Origin of the sequence: Ligilactobacillus murinus DSM 20452 = NBRC 14221, assembly GCF_001591685.1 — a bacterium.
Taxonomy (GTDB): Bacteria; Bacillota; Bacilli; order Lactobacillales; family Lactobacillaceae; genus Ligilactobacillus; species Ligilactobacillus murinus.
Map to the genome: position 1 here is coordinate 1 of NZ_BCVJ01000040.1, position 18778 is coordinate 18778.

The window sequence follows — 18778 nt, forward strand, 5'->3', positions numbered from 1 at the left end:
TTGAGTTTCCGATCAAATAACTGTACTATAATAATATAGATTTATTTTTTTAGACGAAAAAAGTTGGTATTTTCACCAAATACCAACTTTTTGCTATGTTAAATATTTTTGACCATGATCAGGTCAGTTTGTGCGTCAGCTCCCATGAAAAATGAGTGTGAGCCGTGATGAGTAAAGCCCATTTTTTCGTAGAAAGCAAGGGCGGGATAATTTTTCTCCCATACACCAAGCCAGATCGTGCTACAATTTTCTTTTTGAGCAAGCCTGAGCGCTTCTTGGAATAAAAAACGGCCTAACCCATGGCGCTTGAAGGCTGATCTGATGTAGATGCGTTCGATCTCAAGGGCGTTAGGGGCAACTTGTTCACTTTGGGCTTCATTTAAGTTGAGCTTTAAATAGCCAGCAAGTTGTCCATCTAAGTAAGCAAAGTAAAACTGTGAGTTAGGGTCATTTAGCTCGGCGGTCAATTTACTGAGATCATAGGCTGTTTTTAAGTAATCTGCTAGGTCTTGAGCACTGTTTTGGTCTTTAAAAGTATCGCTAAAAGTTTCAATGCTTAGCTTTTGCAGGGTTTCAACTTCAGCTACAGTGATGCGTTTTAATGTTTTAGTCATGATTTTTACTCCTAGTAATTTCGTTTTTGGCCTTTTTTGACGATCTCCCAATCCTTTTCGATGTTACGGCGGACTTGTTGCAATAGTTGTTGCAATTGCACTTGTTGTTTTGCGGTCAAATGCCTTAGTGCCGTTTGTTCTGAGTAGTTATGCTCGGCACGAAGCATAGGGTAGAGCTGGGCTCCTTTTTTAGTTACAAAAAGGGGCTTATTTTTTTTGTTGTCAAGTTGAGTACGGCGTTCGATCAAACCGTTGGCGACTAGTTTTTTGATCGCTCGTGAAGCCGTGGTCTTATCGACTTTGAGGCAATTAGCCAACTCCTCTAAGATGATCCCGGGCTGTTCGTAGATCCTGACCAAGTAGAGATATTGTCCCTTGGAGAGTTTTAGGTCTTTGAATTCAACATTACTGATCGAATCTAAAGCACGGGCGATCGTGCCGAGCTCACGTAAGATCTCTGTCATTTTGAGCACTTCCTTTTGTTCTAGTATATTGATTTTTTATTGTAAATGCAACTATTTTTAAAAGAGAAATGAAACCGTTAAAATGGTATAATAGCTCTTGAACAATTAGAAATGAAGGGCATGTGATGTACTGATGTCGCATGGTAGGTGAGCATTTTGGATATAAAGATGGTAGCGATCGATATTGATGGTACGTTGGTCAATGATCACAAGCAGATCGGTGAAAAAACTAAAGCAGCGATCAAACAAGCACGCAAACAAGGGGTTTACGTGGTTTTATGTACGGGACGACCATTGTCTGGGGTCAAAGATTATTTAGAAGAATTAGCCTTGGTGGGAGAAGATGACTATGCGATCACCTTTAATGGGGCTAAAGCACAGATAACAGGTACAGGTAAAGCGATCTTTGAAAATCTCTTATCTCCTGAACAAGTAGCTCATTTGGATCAAGTAAGTCATGAACTCCAGATCAGAGGTCAGATCGTCATGCCAAATTCTGAAGTTATTACGACTTTTAAAAATATCAGTCCGTATACCGTACTTGATGCGTTCTATACAAAAATGCCACTTTATTATTGTGAGCCAGAAAAATTAGCCACACACTCTCCAGCAGCTAAATATATGTGGGTCGATGAACCAGAAGTGATCACAGCTAAGCTCAAGGACTTAGATCCAGAAGTGATCGCGGATAAGTATACGGTTCTTAGTGCGCCGTGGTTCTTTGAGATCATGCATCCTAAAGCGCATAAAGGTGCAGCCGTGCTCGAATTAGGCAAGTATTTAGGCCTAACTAAAGATCAGATCATGGTTTTAGGCGATGAAAATAACGATCTGACAATGTTTGAAGCGGCTGGATTTGGAGTTGCGATGGGCAATGCTAATGATCAGATAAAAGACCTTGCCAGTGCGGTCACAGCTGATAATGATCATGATGGTGTCGGTGTGGCACTTGAAAAATATGTATTAAAGAATTAGAAGGGAAGCAGTAAGATGGGAATCGTTGGTGAATTTTTGCTCCATAGATGGTATGTTTTTGTGATCGCCATTGTATATTGGAGCGTGATGAAATATCTAGGCAAAGGGACACGTTTTGCCCGTGAAGCAAGTCAAGTGTCAGCTACTTTGCAGATCTTGTTCTTACTTGTTTATACAGGTTCAGCATTATGGTTATTAGCTTCAAAAACGGCTGCTAGTCAAGCCTTTACTTTATTTACGCTGGTGGTCAACCTTGGGGGAGTCGTGTTAGTTTTACCACTGTTTTTGTTGATCTTGTATCGTTTATGTACCGCTAAATTTTTGGCAAGATTTCCTGAATGGGGCAAGAATTTATTTCGTTTAGTTTGCTTTGCTTTATTAGGCTTTTTCTCTTACCCTGTTTTGGCAGTAGTCGTGACGTTATATTATGGCTGGTAAAATGAGCGTTTTAGTATCACCTTAAGTTTATTTTGTGATAAACTACATCTGTAAACGATTAGAGGTGAGACAGATGGAAAAAGACAATTTTGCGATCGAAGGGATGGTTTGTGCCAGTTGTGCGCAAACGGTCGAAAAAGCAGTAGCACAACTGCCGGATGTGACTGATGTTTTTGTCAATTTGGCAACAGAGAGCATGCAAGTTGAACATGGATCTCAGGTCAGTGTGCAAAAGATCATGCAGGCGGTCAAAAATGCCGGTTATGTAGCGACTTTGTCTAATACACTTGATCAAGCTGAATTTGAAGCAAAGCAGGCCCAGACTAAAGCTCGTTTATTACATAAAAAACGACAAACGATCGGTGCTTTGATCTTTGCAGGCGCATTGCTTTTAGTGGCGATGGGACCAATGATGGGTCTGGCATTTCCGCACTTTTTAGATGGGATGCATGCTCCTAAAAGTGCTAGTCTGATCCAGCTAGCCTTAGTTTTACCAGTATTGTGGTTTGGCGAAGACTACTTGATCACAGGCGCTAAAGCATTATTTGCCCGACATCCTAATATGGATTCGTTAGTCTTAGTAGGAAGTGGGGCAGCGCTTTTGTACAGTTTGGTAAATACTTATCTGGCTGTGGTAACAGAGCAACACCATGATCTTTACTATGAGGCAGCAGGGATGATCATTGCTCTTGTCATGTTAGGCAAGTACTTTGAAGATCTCTCAAAGCAAAAGACTAATTTTGCTTTGACCTCACTTTTGACATTGGTGCCCAAAAAAGCCCTGTTAGTCGTAGCCAAGGGACAGACCAAAGAAGTACCTGTCGTAGAACTTAAAGTCGGTGATACCTTTTTAGTTCAGGCAGGGCAAAGTATTCCTGTCGATGGCATTGTCTTAGCAGGGGAGACGACGGTCGATGAGTCGATGTTGACGGGTGAGAGCTTGCCGGTAGCCAAAAGCCCTGGTGATCTAGTGAATGCTGGGACAGTCAGCCAAGTTGGTCAATTGACCTGTCGTGCAACGCGGATCGGAAGTCAAACGGCACTTTCACAGATCGTAGCCTTGGTCGCCAAAGCCCAGGGTTCAAAAGCGCCGATCGCACGGCTAGCTGATCGAATAGCTGGATATTTTGTGCCAGTGATCATGGGGATCGCAACTTTAGGTGCCCTGGCGTGGTTTTTGACGGGACATTCGTTAGGCTTTAGCTTGACGATCTTTGTTTCGGTCTTAGTGATCGCTTGTCCGTGTGCATTAGGGTTAGCGACCCCGACTGCGATCATGGTCGGGACCGGCAAAGCGGCCAAAGCGGGGATCTTATTCAAAAATGGGACAGCTTTAGAACAGCTATCTCAAGTGACAACAGTAGTCTTAGATAAGACAGGAACGATCACCCAAGGCAAGCCAACGGTGACTGATGTTTTGGCTAAACCAGGGCTAAAGCGAGCAACGATCTTACAGCTAGCAGCTAGCCTAGAATTTTATTCAAAGCATCCGTTAGCCCAGGCGATCTTGCAGGCGTCGACTGCTGAAACGTTACCTGTCAGTGACTTTGAGACCTTGCCTGGACGGGGCTTGACGGCTAAGATCGATGGTTTGACCTATTTTTTGGGCAACGATAAACTTTTAGTCAAACAAAAGCTTTCAACTGAAACACCATTGTTAAAACAGGCCCAGGCTTTGACGCAAGGTGGCAAAACAGTGATGTTTTTGGGCACTGAAAAAGATCTTTTAGGTGTGATCGCTGTTCAAGATCCACTAAAGCAAGATAGTCGCCATGCGATCGCACAACTACACAAGTTAGGGACAAAGACCGTGATGTTGACGGGGGATAATGAAAAGACCGCCCGTGCGATCGCTAAACAAGTCCAGATCAGTGAAGTGATCAGTGATGTCTTGCCAGCTGATAAAGCAAGGGTCGTCTTAGAATTACAAGCTAAAGGACAAAAGGTCGCAATGGTCGGCGATGGGATCAATGATGCGCCAGCTTTAGCCAATGCGGATGTCGGAGTTGCGATCGGTAATGGGACTGATGTGGCGATCGATTCGGCTGATGTTGTTTTGATGAATTCAGATCTCAGTTCACTAGCCCAAGCGTTATTGTTGAGTCACAAGACTTTGGTCAACATCAAAGAAAATCTCTTCTGGGCTTTTTTTTACAACTGTCTCGGTATTCCAGTCGCTTTAGGCGTCTTGACGCTTTTTGGTGGACCGTTGCTTGACCCAATGCTCGCTGCTTTGTGCATGAGTTTTAGTTCGGTATCAGTTGTTTTGAATGCTTTGCGGTTGAACCGCGTAAAATTAAACTAAGTGAGGATGGTAGTAATGGAAAAACATACAGTAAAAGTTGAAGGTATGAAATGTGAAGGTTGCGCTAAGAAAGTACGGGAAAGTTTAAGTCGCGTTGTGAAAAATGTTAAGGTCGACTTGGAAAAGAAAACGGCTGAATACATCGGGGATGAAACGATCGATGGTTTGAATCAAACCTTGGATGGAACGCCATATTCAGTCAGCAAATAGCTATTTGTTAAGATGTTGGTATTTTTGCCAACATCTTATTTTTTCTTGTATATCTTTTACGAGCAGTGGTTTAGAATAGAGGTGTGGGCGAAAATTTTAGTAAATTAAGAAAGGGGAATCTGCAGATGCATGATTATCGCAAAGAAGTACAGCAATTGCTCGATGTGATGGGGAATAGTGAGCAGGAACTAACTCTTGGTGCTAAAGCGATCCAGTTGATCTTACAAATGGCAGCTAAGGGAAGTTCAGCCCAAGTGACCGAAGAAAAGCAAACATCAGTAACATCTGAAGTAAAAGAAGACCAAGAGGAAGGTCCGCAGGCTTTGCCTGAAGTAGAATCTGATTTAAAATCAAAACTAGTAGCGAAAGTTGAAAAGGAGTCTAAACCAGCGGTTCAAAAAATTGAACCGCTGGTAGATAGACAAACTGAAGCGAGCAAAGAAAAGGCTAAAATAGATCGAACTTCGCAAACATTACAAGCGTTGTTGAGTGAAAAAGGTGACAGTCAAGCGTTAGATAATTGGGTGCAAAAAGACCCCAAGATCTTTGAGCGCTTATTTGATATGGTAATGGTCTATAAAGTTTCAACGCGTCGGATCGGTTTTAAAGCCTATAATAAAAACAATAAAGAATTAAGATTTAGAGAGACGATCCGAAATCAATTCAATCCTAAAAATGGGGATGCGATCTTAGTCAGCAACGCCCATACAGAGTCACCTCGGATCACGAAATTGATCAGACGACCAGCTGAGTCGTATTATCCTAATACAGTGACCTTTGATCGTGGGGTAGTTGAGGTCAACGCTGATAATGAACTGATCGTTAAACGTAATGTAAGTGGGAAAAAGCTTCGAGTCGATGGTGAATTATTTGAGTACAAGCTCCCAGCTCAAGCCTATAATATCCACGAAGGTAGTATCGTGCGGTTGCGTTGGTATGCTAACCCGCATGGTGAACGGCAAAATGAAGATATCTCGCTAGCCTGGGTCTATCCTGAGCGACAAGAAAAAGTCACCATGCCAGCTCCGAAAAAGGAAAAGGGGCCTAAGCCACAATATCAGCCGACGATCGAATTTGATCTAGAAGGTAGCACAGTCGGGATCGTTGTTGGGCGTGAATTGTATCGTGATAAATATGAAGCGATCATTGAGGCACATAATGGTAAGATGCTGATGGTCGATGCCTTCTATCATCGCCGTGACCCAGAAAATTATTTCTCGCGGCGCTTGAGTGAAGCGGATTATGTGGTCATGGTCCAAAACCAAAATAAACATAATACGAGTTATGCTTTAGCCAAGATCAAGGATCAATTCCAAGGTTTTGCAGTGGCTAAAAACTTGACCGGGATCCAGGTAGAACAGGCTATCTATCGGGCTGTCAAAGGTCTACCAGCATTCGTAGCCGGTTAAAAGGAAAAATAAATGCCGTTAGCATTGTTTGAATAACGCGGGACTTATCTTGATGTGTATTTGCATCATGGTGAGTCCCGTTTTTGCATGGCGAACATGTTATCGTTATAAATTAAGATAAAAAGTGCACAAACTGCTAGATATTAGCTAAAAAATTTATAGATACCTTGGTAGAAATGACTAAAAGATATTTTTTGGGATTGTACGAACAAAAAGTTAATCTTTACATAAAGTAAGCGCTGTTTAGGGTGAGGATATTTCTTGTTTAAGAAAGAGTAAAATAAATTGAAATCGTTATCAATAAGGTTTAATATAATTAGTGAAAGTATTCACGAAGGATTTATTGAGTGAATTACTAGTCACTTTTAGTTTAATTATTTTGGGAGGTTACAGATAGATGAGCAAAGAAAAGCCAAAGAAAAAAGTATTAACTCCAGAAGAAAAAGAAGCAAAGATGCAAGCAGCGCGCGTTTATACCGATGGCTTGGTCGAAAAAGCGTTAAAGGCAGAACAAGAATATGCGACCTTTACGCAAGAACAAGTTGATAAGATCGTAGCTGCCGCAGCTTTAGCTGGCTCTGAAGCAGCTTTGACTTTAGCTCACGAAGCAGTCGATGAAACTGGACGTGGGGTAGTTGAAGATAAGGATACTAAAAATCGTTTTGCAACAGAAAATATTTATAATTTGATCAAAAATGAAAAAACAGTCGGTGTCATTTCAGAAGATAAGATCAAAGGCCAAGTTAAGATCGCAGCTCCATTAGGTGTCTTAGCAGGGATCGTCCCAACGACCAACCCAACTTCGACTACAATGTTCAAGGCTTTGATGGCTTTGAAGACCCGCAATGCGATCGTCTTTGCTTTCCACCCCCAAGCACAAAACTGTTCAGTACACGCAGCTAAGGTCATCTATGAGGCAGCATTAGCAGCTGGAGCACCAAAAAATATCATTCAATGGGTCGAAAAACCATCACTTGAAAATACAACTGGCTTGATCCAAAATCCAAAGATCGCATCTATCTTAGCAACTGGTGGCCCAGGGATGGTCAATGCAGCGTTGCGCTCAGGTAATCCGTCAATGGGTGTAGGTGCAGGTAATGGGGCTGTTTTTGTTGATCACACAGCCAACTTAGACCGTGCTGTCGAAGACCTTTTGATGTCTAAGCGTTTTGATAATGGGATGATCTGTGCGACAGAAAACTCAGCTGTTGTTGAAGCTCCGATTTATGATGCTTGGTTACAAAAGATGCAAGAAAAATGTGCATATTTAGTACCAAAAGAAGACTATGCTAAGATCGAGGATTTCGTCTTTAATGATAATCACGGAGTAAACGGTCCAGTTGCAGGTAAGAGTGCCCGCTGGATCGCAGAACAAGCCGGTGTCTTTTTACCAGAAGATAAAGACGTGATGTTATTTGAATTAGATGCTAAAAACATCGGTGAAAAGTTATCCTCTGAAAAATTATCACCACTCTTGTCCATTTATAAAGCTAAAGATCGCACTGATGGGGTCAAGATCGTTGGTGCCTTGCTAGACTACCAAGGTGCAGGACATAATGCTGCGATCCAGATCGGTTCTCAAACAGATCCATTCATCAATGAATTTGGTGACAAGATCAAATCAGCACGTATCTTAGTCAACCAACCAGATTCGATCGGTGGGATCGGTGATATTTATACAGATGCATTGCGTCCAAGTATGACACTCGGAACAGGATCATGGGGGAAAAATTCATTGTCACATAACTTATCAACAGGTGATCTTTTAAATATTAAGACAGTTGCTAAACGTCGTAATCGTCCACAATGGGTACGCTTGCCAGAAAAGATCTACTATGAAAATAATGCGATCTCATATTTACAAGATGAGACAGAAGATATCAAGCGTGCCTTCATCGTAGCCGATCCAGGAATGGTCCAATTTGGCTTTGTGGATAAAGTTTACGATCAATTAGCCGTGCGTGATACACCAGTGAAGACGGCGCTTTACGGAACCGTAAAACCTGACCCAACTTTAGGCCAAACGATCGAGATCGCTCGTCAAATGGCAGAATTTAAGCCAGACACAGTGATCGCGCTTGGTGGTGGTTCATCCTTGGATGCTGCTAAGATCGCACGTTATATCTACGAATACTCCTTAGATCAACCAGCTGGTTTCATGGATGATTACGCTAAAGTCAGCGAATTGTTCTTATTGCTACAACAAAAATTCGTTGATATTCGTAAGCGGATCGTTAAATTCCACCATGCAACAGAAACTAAATTATTTGCGATCCCAACAACATCAGGTACTGGTTCAGAAGTGACACCATTTGCAGTTATCACTGACGATAAGACACATGTGAAGTATCCTTTAGCTGATTACGAATTGACACCACAAGTTGCGATCGTGGATCCAGAGTTTGTAATGACTGTACCAAAACGCACTGTGGCTCTTTCAGGGATCGATACGTTATCCCATGCTTTGGAAGCATATGTCTCGGTAATGTCTTCTGAATTTACTCGTCCATGGGCATTAGAAGCGATCAAGTTAGTCTTTGAAAACTTAGTTGATTCATATAACTTTGATCCAAAGAACCCAACGTCTGCTGGTGAAAAAGCACGTGAGAACATGCATTACGCTGCGACATTAGGTGGGATGGCATTTGCTAATGCCTTCTTGGGTATCAACCACTCGCTTGCACATAAAACAGGTGGGGAGTTTGGCTTGCCACACGGTCTATGTATCTCGATCGCCATGCAACCAGTTATCCGCTTTAACGGGACATCTGGTAAGGTAAAACGTTCACCATACCCACGCTATGAAGTATACCGTGCCCAAAAAGACTATGCTGACATTGCCCGTGCTTTAGGACTTAAGGGCAATAGTGATGCCGAATTAGTTGAAGCATTATGTGCTCGGATCGCGCAGTTGTTCAAAGATCTTGATGTTGAACCTAAGTTATCCGCTAATGGAGTTACCAAGGAACAATTTGAAGGAGCATTGGATGAAATGGTCGATTTGGTCTACAATGATCAATGTACACCAGCTAACCCACGCCAACCATTCTTAGAAGAGATCCGCGAATTATTGTGGGAACAATTTTAACTAAAAGTGGGGTAAAAACTGGGGGCTATCTAGAGATCAAGGATGGTAAATTTGGCCGTTATCTACCGCCAGAGACCGACCTTTCTGCTGCAACGATCATCGACAAAAAAGATGCGATCATTGCCCCGGGCTTAGTTGATACGCACATCCATGGCTATGCGGGACATGACGTGATGGATGCCGATCCAGCAGGCTTAGCTGAGATCTCACAGGGGTTACTTTCATGTGGGGTAACTTCCTATCTGCCGACGACTTTGACCGCACCACCACAAAAGTTAGCGCAGGTTTGTCAGTTGCTAGGTGAAAAAGCTCATGAAATATCAGGGGCCAAGATCCAAGGGATATATCTTGAGGGACCTTACTTTACTACGGAACATAAAGGAGCGCAGAACCCAGCGTATATGCGCGATGCAGATCTTGTTGAGCTTAAAAGCCTGCAAGCTTGTGCAAAAGGAATGATCAAAAAGATCGCCCTTGCCCCTGAACGTCCAGGAGCGCTCGAATTTACCAAGCAAGCTGTCAAAAGTGGGGTCAAGGTTTGTCTAGGGCATAGTAATGCTACCTATAAAGAAGCGATGGCAGCTGTGGATGCTGGCGCTGATATCTTTGTTCACACGTATAATGGGATGAGTGGCCTAAATCATCGGGCACCTGGAATGGTCGGAGCTGCTTTTGCTAGTGATGCTTATACTGAGTTGATCTGTGACGGGCATCATGTTCATCTGGGAGCGATCTCAGCGTTGCTCAAGGCTAAAAAAGAAAAGACCGTTTTGGTGACTGACTGTATGCAAGCAGGCGGGATGCCTGAAGGTAAGTATATGTTAGGCGAGTTTTTGGTCGAGGTCAAAGATGGAGCGGCCCGCCTAAAAGAGGGTGGCAGTTTAGCTGGCAGTGTCTTAGAGCTATTTACCGCAGTCAAAAACCTTGTTGATTGGGGGCTATGTAGCCTTTCAGAAGCATTTGAAATGGCAAGTGAGCTTCCAGCTAAGAGTGCCGGGATCGCTGATGTCTGTGGCAGTATCCAAAATGGCCGTGACGCTGATTTCTTGGTAGTCAGCCCAACTTTAGAACTCAAAGAAACTTATGTTGATGGCCAAAGTGTTTATCAAAAATAATGCTCTCTTTGATAAGCGAATAAACTCCCGCTCAAGATGCAAGAACACACCTTGAGCGGGAGTTTTTGCTAGTAGTTATTTACACACTACCAGATCTCTTTACCTGTTTCGACTACTAATTTGACCTTGGCCCATTGTTCATCTTCGGTCAATTCGTTACCTTCTTCTGTTGAAGCAAAGCCACATTGAGTTGAGATCCCCAGATTTTCTAAGGGTACTAGCTTGGCTGCTTCAGCTACTCTAGCCTTTAACTTAGCTGGATCTTCTAAGTCAGGGAATTTTGAGGTCACTAAGCCTAAAATGATCTTAACGTCTTTTCGATCGTTCCAGATCTGCTTTAAGGCATCAAAATTACCGGAACGTTCATTATCGTATTCTAAGAATAATTCATCATAGTTCAAAAGACTTAAGTATGGTGCGATCACGTCATAGCTACCACTAAATAGGTAAGTCGATTTGAAATTGCCCCGACAAATGTGGGTCGTGATGGTCATATCGGCTGGGACTTTTTCAAGCATCTTATTGATGACAAAGACGCTATCTTTGGCTAAAGCTAAATATTTGTCGCGTTCTTCCCCCGTTGTTTCATTTAACTTGCTGATCAAAAAGGCCCAGGTCGTATCATCTAATTGTAAATAACGACAACCTAGATCATAGAAATGCTTGATCGTTTCACTATAAGCTTGAGCTAAGCCCTTGAGAAATTCTTCCCAATTAGCATAGAAGAGTTTGTAATTTTTACTGCGATCATCTCTAAAGAAAAGTGTTGGAGAAGGAATCGTTTGTTTAGCAACAACGCCTTTTGGAACGATGCTCTTTAGATACTTAAATTGTTCAAAGAAGGGGTGGTCTGGATTATATTCGATACGACCACCCAACTCAACATTGTCAGTTCGGGTCTTTTCCCCATGGAATTTATAACTTTGGCGATAATCATAGCATTTGACACCTTTGAAGCTCCAAAGAAAATCTAAATGCCACCAACTGCGACCAAATTCACCATCGGTTGCATCCTTTAAGCCAAGTTTAGCTTGTTTTTCAACAACACGTTTGATCTCTTTTTTCAAGATCTCATCGTAATTGGCTTGGTCGATCTTGCCGTTTGCTAAATCTTCTTTAGCATGTTTTAATTTACTTGGTCGTAAAAAACTACCAACAACATCATAGTGTGAACTAAATTTTTCATTCATAATTAATACCCCCTTGAAATCGTGAAGCGCTAAACCTCACGTTACTTTAAGAATAACGCTAATTTTCCACTTAGACAAAGAAAAGCAATTTTGTAGCTAAAAATAGTGAAAAAACCAAGGAAAGTTTCAAGGATAAGGTGCCTATTAAAAACGACCAATTTTAGCTAGAATATTACTAAGAACTAGAGATAATGAAGGGATGTTAAGACGTGAAGTGTCCAAAATGTAATTCGACTAATCCAACTGGCTCAAAATTTTGCCAAAGTTGTGGTGAAACTTTGCCAGATCCAACTACTCAAGTATCAAGCGCTAGGCCAGAAAAAATCTGCCAAACTTGTGGTGCCTCAAATGATATCAAAAATGATTTTTGTGACCAATGTGGTGCGCCCTTTGCTGGCACTGCACCAAAACAAGCTCCCGCGCCAGAACCGACCTATTCGCGAACAAAAGGACCATATGCGGGTGTTCCCCAACGTAAAAGTAATCCAGCTGGGATCATCATTGGGGTAGTTGCAGGGCTACTTGTTTTAGGTGTTGGTGGGTATTTTGCTTACAATACACTCAATAAACCAGCTAATGAAACAACTTCTGTAGCTAAAAGTAGTAAGACTGAAAGTTCGACTGAAAAAGAGAGCAGTAGTGTTGCTTCTAGCAGTAGTGAGACCTCGAGTCCAAAGTCTAACTTTGATGAAGCGAAAGTCAAAGAACTAGTAGCTAGTGATATTGGTGGGATCGCTGGTGATAAAACAGTTTATGTGGCACCGATGAACGAAGATACGAGTTATTTATTGAACAATCAAACTCAAAGTGCAGCTTCGGTGATCAAACTCTTTATTTTAGCAGCAGCCTATGCCCAACAAAAGATCGGTACGATCAATTTAGATGATACGTATACTCTTTCTAATGCTGATAAAGTTGGTGGGACAGGTGTGATCCAAAACATGCCAGCGGGTAAGACCTTTACTTACCGTGAATTATTAGCTTATATGATCGATGAAAGTGACAATACAGCGGCTAACATCATGATCGATGCTTTAGGTGGAATTGATAAGGTCAATGCACAGATCGAAAAGATGGGGGCCCATGATACTAAGCTGCAACGTAAGATGATGGATACCAAATCACTTGAGGCTGGCCGAGACAACATCACGTCAGCTGCCGATGTGGGTGAATTGTTGAAGAAAGTTTATAACCACAAATTGATCAGTAAGAGTGACAGTGCTGAATTCTTAGATATTTTAAACAAGAACCGTGATCATGATAAATTAGTTCGCGATCTACCAACTGGGGCTAAAGTTTACAATAAGACTGGGATCATGCAAAATTACGGGATCTTAAATGATGCAGCGATCATTGAAAATGAAAAAGGTGCCTTTGTTGTCGTTGTCTTGACCCAAAATGGTGATAACAATGAAGAACAATCTGCCATGAATAAATTAGGTTTAGACCTATACAATACCCTTTTACAATAAGTTTAGGGTGCCATGAGGTGATAACATGAAAAAGCATTTACGTGTTTTGGGCGTGCTTGTTTGTCTGTTACCCTTAATGACAGGGTGTTTGCCCCAAACTAAGGTCAAACAAGAATCTAGTAGCAGCCATAAAACTAGCCAAACAACTAAAAAGAAGACTAGTAGCAGTAGCTCTAGTTCTAGCGAAAGCCAAGTCAGTGAAACATCAAGCAGTCGAGCTGCCGCATCAAATGCCCCAGTGACAAAGGGTGTGACTGGGGAGCAACCAAGTTCTACCCAAAGTCAACCACAGACTAATAGTAATTCTTATGTAGGACAAACTGTTACTGATGGAATGGATTTTTATTATCATTTAGCGGTACAAGTGGGTATTTGTGCTCCAAGTGTATCTCCAGATGATTTCTATCGCGAAGCAACTATCGGCGATCAAAGTGTGACTTATCAAGGACGTACGGTAACTGTTAAACGTATCCACGAGGGTGAGGGTGCGTATGAACAGGACGGTAAAACGGTGATCGATAAAGATATCTATGAGATCGTTTCAGTAAATTAAAAATAATGCACAAAAAATCAGGTGTGTCATAGCTATATGCTAAGGCACTACCCGATTTTTTTTGTATTGTGTAGTCGTGCTCCGAATTGTAATGCCTAGCAGATAACAATGACTTGTACATGATATCCCTCCCACATCATCGCTTAATGGACTAAAAGAATAAGATGTTTGCAAAAAAGTTGCATGCGGTGTATCCTAGTATGAAATATATACGGAGGTGTTTTTCATGGGCATGCATGAATATTTAAAGAGTTTGAGTGATCTTGAGATGATCAATCGGGCCCCAGGTTATTTCAAATTTGAAGAACACAATGTGGCGGCCCACTCATTTAAGGTGACACAAGCTGCGCAGATGTTAGGCGATATCGAAGAGCAAGCGGGTAATGAGGTCGATTGGCGCTCGCTGTATGAAAAGGCACTTAATCACGATTACACGGAACGTTTTATCGGGGATATCAAGACACCAGTCAAGTATGCGACCAATGAATTGCGGACGATGTTGGCTAAAGTTGATGAATCATTGACAGAAAACTTCATCCAAACTGAGATCCCAGTTGAATTTCGCGCAGCCTATGAGCGCAGATTTGCGGAAGGTAAAGACGATACTTTAGAAGGAAAGATCTTGTCAGTCGCAGATAAGATCGACTTGATGTATGAATCCTTTGGTGAGATCCAAAAGGGTAATCCAGAACCAGTTTACATGGATATTTATCGTTCAAGTTTAAAGGCGATCATGAAGTTCAATGATATGGCAAGTGTACAATATTTCTTGAAGATGATCTTGCCGGAATTATTGAAGGATAATGCGAACACCAATGCGCAAAATCATTTAGCGATCATGACGACCCAGATCATTCAACAATAGCCAAAAAGACGCTGTTTAGGCGTCTTTTTTTATTAAAAACATTAAAGTATTAATTAAGGAAAATAAGTGTTATCCTATTTGTGGACAGGAGTGATCAAATTGACAGAACAACGAACTTTAGTGTTAGTTAAACCAGATGGCGTCGAAGGCCAACACATCGGCGATATCATCACCCGTATCGAACATAAAGGCTACCAGATCACAGCCTTGAAAGTGATCCAAGCGACTAAAGAGCAACTTGAAGCGCACTATGAAGATAAAGTCAATGCGCCATTTTTCCCAGAGCTGGTCTCATATATGCAAGAAGGACCGATCGTTGGGATCATCGTGACTGGAACAAATGTCGTTCCTATCATTCATCGCATGGCAGGAGCAACTAACCCTGGCCAAGCTGATTGGGGCACAGTGCGTGGAGACTTTGGGCGTGAATGGCCCGACGGTAATTTGCGTAATGTGATCCATACTTCGGATAGTCCAAGTGAAGCTGAAAGAGAGATCAGCATTTGGTTCCCAGAAGAAAGTAGATAAATTTGCCAAAGATCGACAAGTTGTCGGTCTTTTTAGCTAGAAAGAAGGAACTTATTATATGGTAGTTTTAAATCAAGCAAAGCGCCTCGAACTCTTGGAAAAGCTGGTCGCGATCCCTTCAGTCAATGATCATGAGCAAGCCGTAGCCCAATTTTTACATATATATTTATCCAAATATGGAATCAGCTCGCAGTTAGTTCAAGTAGCTCCAGATCGTGCTTGTTTAGTTGCCCAAATCGGGACTGGAACACCTTGTCTAGCACTTGCAGGACACTTAGATGTGGTTGCTGCCACAGCTAGTGCTTGGCAAAGTGATCCCTTTGTTTTGACCGAACGCAACGAAAAACTATATGGCCGTGGTGCTAGTGATATGAAAGCTGGGGTGGCAGCTTTGGTGATCGCTTTGATCGAATTGGTCCACGCTAAGAAACTGCCAAAGGGACAAGTGCGGCTGTTATTGACGGTCGGTGAAGAGATGGAGCAAGCCGGCTCGAAGTTACTTTACGAGCAAGGATATATGCAAGACGTCGATGCGTTACTGATCGCGGAGCCGACTGATCTAAAGGTAGCTTATGCGCATAAAGGGTCGATGGATATAAGTGTCATCTCGCGGGGGAAAAGTGCGCATAGTTCGATGCCAGAACAGGGATATAATGCTTTAGAACCGTTGATCGAATTTTTATATCAGACTAAAAAAACTTTTCTAAAGGTAGCCAAACCAGATGAACTGTTAGGTAACGCGACTTTCAATGCGACTGTGTTGAAGGCTGGGAGCCAAGTCAACTCGTTGCCTGAATTAGCTACCACTGAGATCAATGTCAGAACGACTCCAACTGTGGATAAGGAAAAAGTTCAAGCACTGATCGAGCTGTGGAAAAACAAACTAAATGCCACGGGGGCTAAGCTTACAACTACAACTTATCTAAATAAAGTGGCAGTCAAAAAAGATCCAGATTCATCTTTGGTGCACTTGGCCCAAGCTTTAGGCGAGAAATATTTGGGGCAGACGATCAAAAAGATCGCACTAGCCCCAGTGACGGATGCGTCCAACCTGACTTTGGACAAGCCAGCAACTTTTCCATTAGCGATCTTTGGTCCGGGGAACCAGAGTGTTCATCAAGTCGATGAGTATGTGGATAAGTCACAGTATCTGGCATTTTGTGAACTTTATCAGGCGTTGATCGTGCAGTATTTGGAGAAATAATAATTAAAAGTTAAGCAGAGTTAGATGGAACGGTCTAACTCTGCTTTTTTGCTTAAAGTTGTTGTTCTAGTAGATGGGTGATATTGATGAAATTTTGGATCAATTGTTCTTGTTCCTTTAGTGGTAATTTTTGAAGTTCACGAGTCAATTCTTTGAGATGATGAGAGGAATTTGTTGAGGTGAGCGGACTAACGAGCGTCGCTATTGGAACGTTCAAAGCGCTTGCAATTAATAAAAGATTGTTAAAAGTGATATTTTTAGCGCCACGCTCAACAGCAGAGATAAAGTTGAGCGAAAGAGAACTTTTTTCGGCTAATTGTTCTTGTGTATAGCCGTTTTTCTTTCTATAGTAACGAATATTATCACCGATATTAATATTATTTTTCATAAAAAATCATCCTATCGTTAAAGTTAAGTATAACGATAGGGTAAATATCAGCCAGTTTTAACTTCCTATAGGAATTGTTGATATTGCCTATAGGAACATAAAGTGATAGAATTCTATCAAGAAGATTGATTTTTTCTAAAAGGCGTTAGAAAAAATTAATAAAAAAATTTAGGTAGATGCCCAAATGTAATTTATTAGTAGAAAGAGTGGAGGAATCACCAATGGATAATAAGATGTATTGTACAAATTGTGGGGCAGAAATGGATCCCAATGCTTCGATCTGTGTTAAATGTGGTGTTAATAAAGGGAAGATCAAAAAATATTGTGCTCATTGTGGTAAACCGGTCAGTGAAGAACAAGATGTCTGCACAAACTGTGGCGCACAACTTTCAAATCGGATCGACATTTCTAAGGGCAAAGACACTATTAAGAATTTAAGTGATAAGGCAATCAAAGAAACAGGGAATTTAGCTGAACTTGCAAGTAAGAAAATGGGTAAGCAGATCAAACCGGTATATTTGATCAGTGCGCTTGGAGCCTTAATTGCCGTTATTGTTGTAGCAGTTTTCTTGATGATGCCTAAACATTTAGATGGTACATATACTACGAAGGTGAATATTTTATTTGCTGAAGTGGAAGATAGCTATATTTTTGATGGTGATAAGTTTACCGAGAAAGTAGATGGTGACAAGCGTACGACTGGAACCTATGAGATCAAAGACGGTAAAGTTACCCTTAAACCTTTAAATGGTGAGAGCATAACGGGTGAATTGTCAAAAGACAAAAAGACTATTACGATCGATAATTATAAATACAAGAAGGTTGAAGAAAAATAAGGTAATGAATAGAAAGGAGAACGAAAATGCCAAGAAAGAAAATACTTTATATAGCCGTTTCTGTTCTGAGTTTATTAACTTTAACAGCTTGTGGTAATCAGAGTGAAAAAGAAAAAGTTTCTAGTTCATGCAAGCAAAAAACTTCAAAAGTTGCAAAATCAACTAAGAAACATTCAAGTAAGACAAGCGAGTCAAATGCAGTAGATACGACTGAAAAGACCACGATGGCTGAAAGTCAAAGTTCAGCTACAAAGAGCAGTGAAAAGCCTGTTGCTAAAACGATGGATCTAAGTCAGATCAAGGATGGTAATTATACTAGCATTCGTGGAACCTGGCATCAGATCAGATATGGTAGAAATCATGTGCCAGGTAAAACAGGTGTGCAGTGGGAAGATGGCGGTGATGCCAAATTATATGTCTTTGAAGATGTTCTTGTAGGTAAAGAGCTGGCAATGTCTAAAAGAGTTTTTGCTGCAGGAAGTGATATTAATCAAAATTTAGTGTTTAGTGAAAAAGATGGTAGTTTGACTGGTTCATTGGCTGATCAAAATGTAGCTACCAATATGTCGATCACTTTCTATCCTAAGGGTTCAGTCACGAAATTCAATAATGAAGGTACACCCGAGACAGCTAGTCAAGATCTGATCGCGGTTTGGACAAGTGGTAACAGTTATACGCAAGTTTTTGCCTTAGAATCATCCAATGCTGATAGTAATGGAGCGGATGTTAACGTTGAACAGATCTCCAATAACAATTTTACGAGCTTAGTGGGTACATGGAAGAATAAAGCAGGTAAGACCCTAGTTGTAGAAAACAGTTTAGCGATCAGAGAAGCTGGACCAGGACAAAACCATCCAGTACCAGCTGGAGTTAATGTAACTGTTAATGGGGATCCAGAAATGATCTCTAACGGTGAACTTAGCAATGGTTATATTAAAGCTGTGATCGGAACTCGGATGGATCAACCAGCTGCAGGCGGTGCTGGGGCGTTTATCGTACCAAAGGGCGTTTCATTTGAGTACGCTACCGATGACGACACTAGCAAAGATCGTATCTTTATGGGGCAATCTGTGGATATGAAAGATGTTTATTATCGTGTAGATTAAATTAGATTAGATAGGTAG

18 protein-coding genes are annotated in these 18778 nt (G+C 41.5%); 14 read left to right on the top strand and 4 right to left on the bottom strand.

Going from position 1 to position 18778, the window contains the following annotated elements; all coding sequences use genetic code 11:
* Nucleotides 1-98 precede the first annotated feature (98 nt).
* Complete coding sequence (locus LMU01S_RS07610) at nt 99-614, bottom strand: GNAT family N-acetyltransferase (RefSeq protein WP_056957882.1); 516 nt, start codon at nt 612-614, stop codon at nt 99-101.
* An 11-nt stretch (nt 615-625) separates the two neighbouring features.
* Nucleotides 626-1078, bottom strand: a complete 453-nt coding sequence (locus LMU01S_RS07615; RefSeq protein ID WP_056957884.1) for a MarR family transcriptional regulator — start codon at nt 1076-1078, stop codon at nt 626-628.
* 156 nt (nt 1079-1234) lie between these two features.
* On the opposite strand from LMU01S_RS07615, the gene LMU01S_RS07620 reads away from it, so the two are divergent.
* The 7 genes from LMU01S_RS07620 (at nt 1235) to nagA (ending at nt 10618) form a co-directional block, all read left to right on the top strand.
* Entirely contained in the window at nt 1235-2053 is an 819-nt protein-coding gene (locus tag LMU01S_RS07620) for a Cof-type HAD-IIB family hydrolase (RefSeq protein ID WP_225354620.1), read from the top strand.
* A 15-nt stretch (nt 2054-2068) separates the two neighbouring features.
* Entirely contained in the window at nt 2069-2491 is a 423-nt protein-coding gene (locus tag LMU01S_RS07625; protein WP_056957886.1) for a hypothetical protein, read from the top strand.
* A gap of 73 nt (nt 2492-2564) precedes the next feature.
* Entirely contained in the window at nt 2565-4796 is a 2232-nt protein-coding gene (locus tag LMU01S_RS07630) for a heavy metal translocating P-type ATPase (RefSeq protein ID WP_056957888.1), read from the top strand.
* Between the two features lie 15 nt (nt 4797-4811).
* Nucleotides 4812-5006: a heavy-metal-associated domain-containing protein gene (locus tag LMU01S_RS07635; protein WP_004050031.1), complete on the top strand. Its 195-nt coding sequence runs from the start codon at nt 4812-4814 to the stop codon at nt 5004-5006.
* Between the two features lie 125 nt (nt 5007-5131).
* Nucleotides 5132-6415 carry a hypothetical protein gene (locus LMU01S_RS07640; protein WP_056957890.1) on the top strand — a complete coding sequence of 428 codons (1284 nt, stop codon included), beginning with the start codon at nt 5132-5134 and terminating at the stop codon, nt 6413-6415.
* 397 nt (nt 6416-6812) lie between these two features.
* Nucleotides 6813-9503, top strand: coding sequence for a bifunctional acetaldehyde-CoA/alcohol dehydrogenase (gene adhE, locus LMU01S_RS07645; protein WP_056957892.1), 2691 nt, complete (start codon nt 6813-6815; stop codon nt 9501-9503).
* The gene (gene nagA / locus LMU01S_RS07650; protein WP_225354621.1) at nt 9488-10618 is read left to right on the top strand and encodes an N-acetylglucosamine-6-phosphate deacetylase; all 1131 of its coding nucleotides are present in this window, start codon (nt 9488-9490) and stop codon (nt 10616-10618) included. Before adhE ends, nagA begins: the two co-directional genes overlap by 16 nt.
* 86 nt (nt 10619-10704) lie before the next feature.
* Here nagA and LMU01S_RS07655 read toward each other — a convergent pair whose 3' ends face one another.
* Nucleotides 10705-11808, bottom strand: a complete 1104-nt coding sequence (locus LMU01S_RS07655) for a vitamin B12 independent methionine synthase (protein WP_056957896.1) — start codon at nt 11806-11808, stop codon at nt 10705-10707.
* A gap of 209 nt (nt 11809-12017) precedes the next feature.
* Between LMU01S_RS07655 and LMU01S_RS07660 the strand changes: the two genes are divergently transcribed.
* The 5 genes from LMU01S_RS07660 to LMU01S_RS07680 all read left to right on the top strand — a co-directional run bounded on the left by LMU01S_RS07660 (nt 12018) and on the right by LMU01S_RS07680 (nt 16430).
* Nucleotides 12018-13280, top strand: coding sequence for a serine hydrolase (locus LMU01S_RS07660; protein ID WP_056957898.1), 1263 nt, complete (start codon nt 12018-12020; stop codon nt 13278-13280).
* 25 nt (nt 13281-13305) lie between these two features.
* A complete protein-coding gene (locus tag LMU01S_RS07665; RefSeq protein ID WP_056957900.1) occupies nt 13306-13833 on the top strand; it encodes a hypothetical protein in 528 nt (175 codons plus the stop codon).
* Nucleotides 13834-14059: 226 nt separating this feature from the next.
* Nucleotides 14060-14698, top strand: coding sequence for a YfbR-like 5'-deoxynucleotidase (locus tag LMU01S_RS07670; protein WP_010689803.1), 639 nt, complete (start codon nt 14060-14062; stop codon nt 14696-14698).
* Nucleotides 14699-14797: 99 nt separating this feature from the next.
* Complete coding sequence (gene ndk, locus LMU01S_RS07675) at nt 14798-15226, top strand: nucleoside-diphosphate kinase (RefSeq protein WP_033193035.1); 429 nt, start codon at nt 14798-14800, stop codon at nt 15224-15226.
* A gap of 58 nt (nt 15227-15284) precedes the next feature.
* Nucleotides 15285-16430, top strand: a complete 1146-nt coding sequence (locus LMU01S_RS07680; RefSeq protein WP_056957901.1) for an ArgE/DapE family deacylase — start codon at nt 15285-15287, stop codon at nt 16428-16430.
* 52 nt (nt 16431-16482) lie between these two features.
* Here LMU01S_RS07680 and LMU01S_RS07685 read toward each other — a convergent pair whose 3' ends face one another.
* The gene (locus tag LMU01S_RS07685) at nt 16483-16818 is read right to left on the bottom strand and encodes a helix-turn-helix domain-containing protein (RefSeq protein ID WP_056957903.1); all 336 of its coding nucleotides are present in this window, start codon (nt 16816-16818) and stop codon (nt 16483-16485) included.
* 221 nt (nt 16819-17039) lie between these two features.
* Between LMU01S_RS07685 and LMU01S_RS07690 the strand changes: the two genes are divergently transcribed.
* Nucleotides 17040-17654 carry a zinc ribbon domain-containing protein gene (locus LMU01S_RS07690; RefSeq protein ID WP_056957905.1) on the top strand — a complete coding sequence of 205 codons (615 nt, stop codon included), beginning with the start codon at nt 17040-17042 and terminating at the stop codon, nt 17652-17654.
* A 26-nt stretch (nt 17655-17680) separates the two neighbouring features.
* Nucleotides 17681-18760 carry a DUF6287 domain-containing protein gene (locus LMU01S_RS07695; RefSeq protein WP_056957906.1) on the top strand — a complete coding sequence of 360 codons (1080 nt, stop codon included), beginning with the start codon at nt 17681-17683 and terminating at the stop codon, nt 18758-18760.
* Nucleotides 18761-18778: the final 18 nt, after the last annotated feature.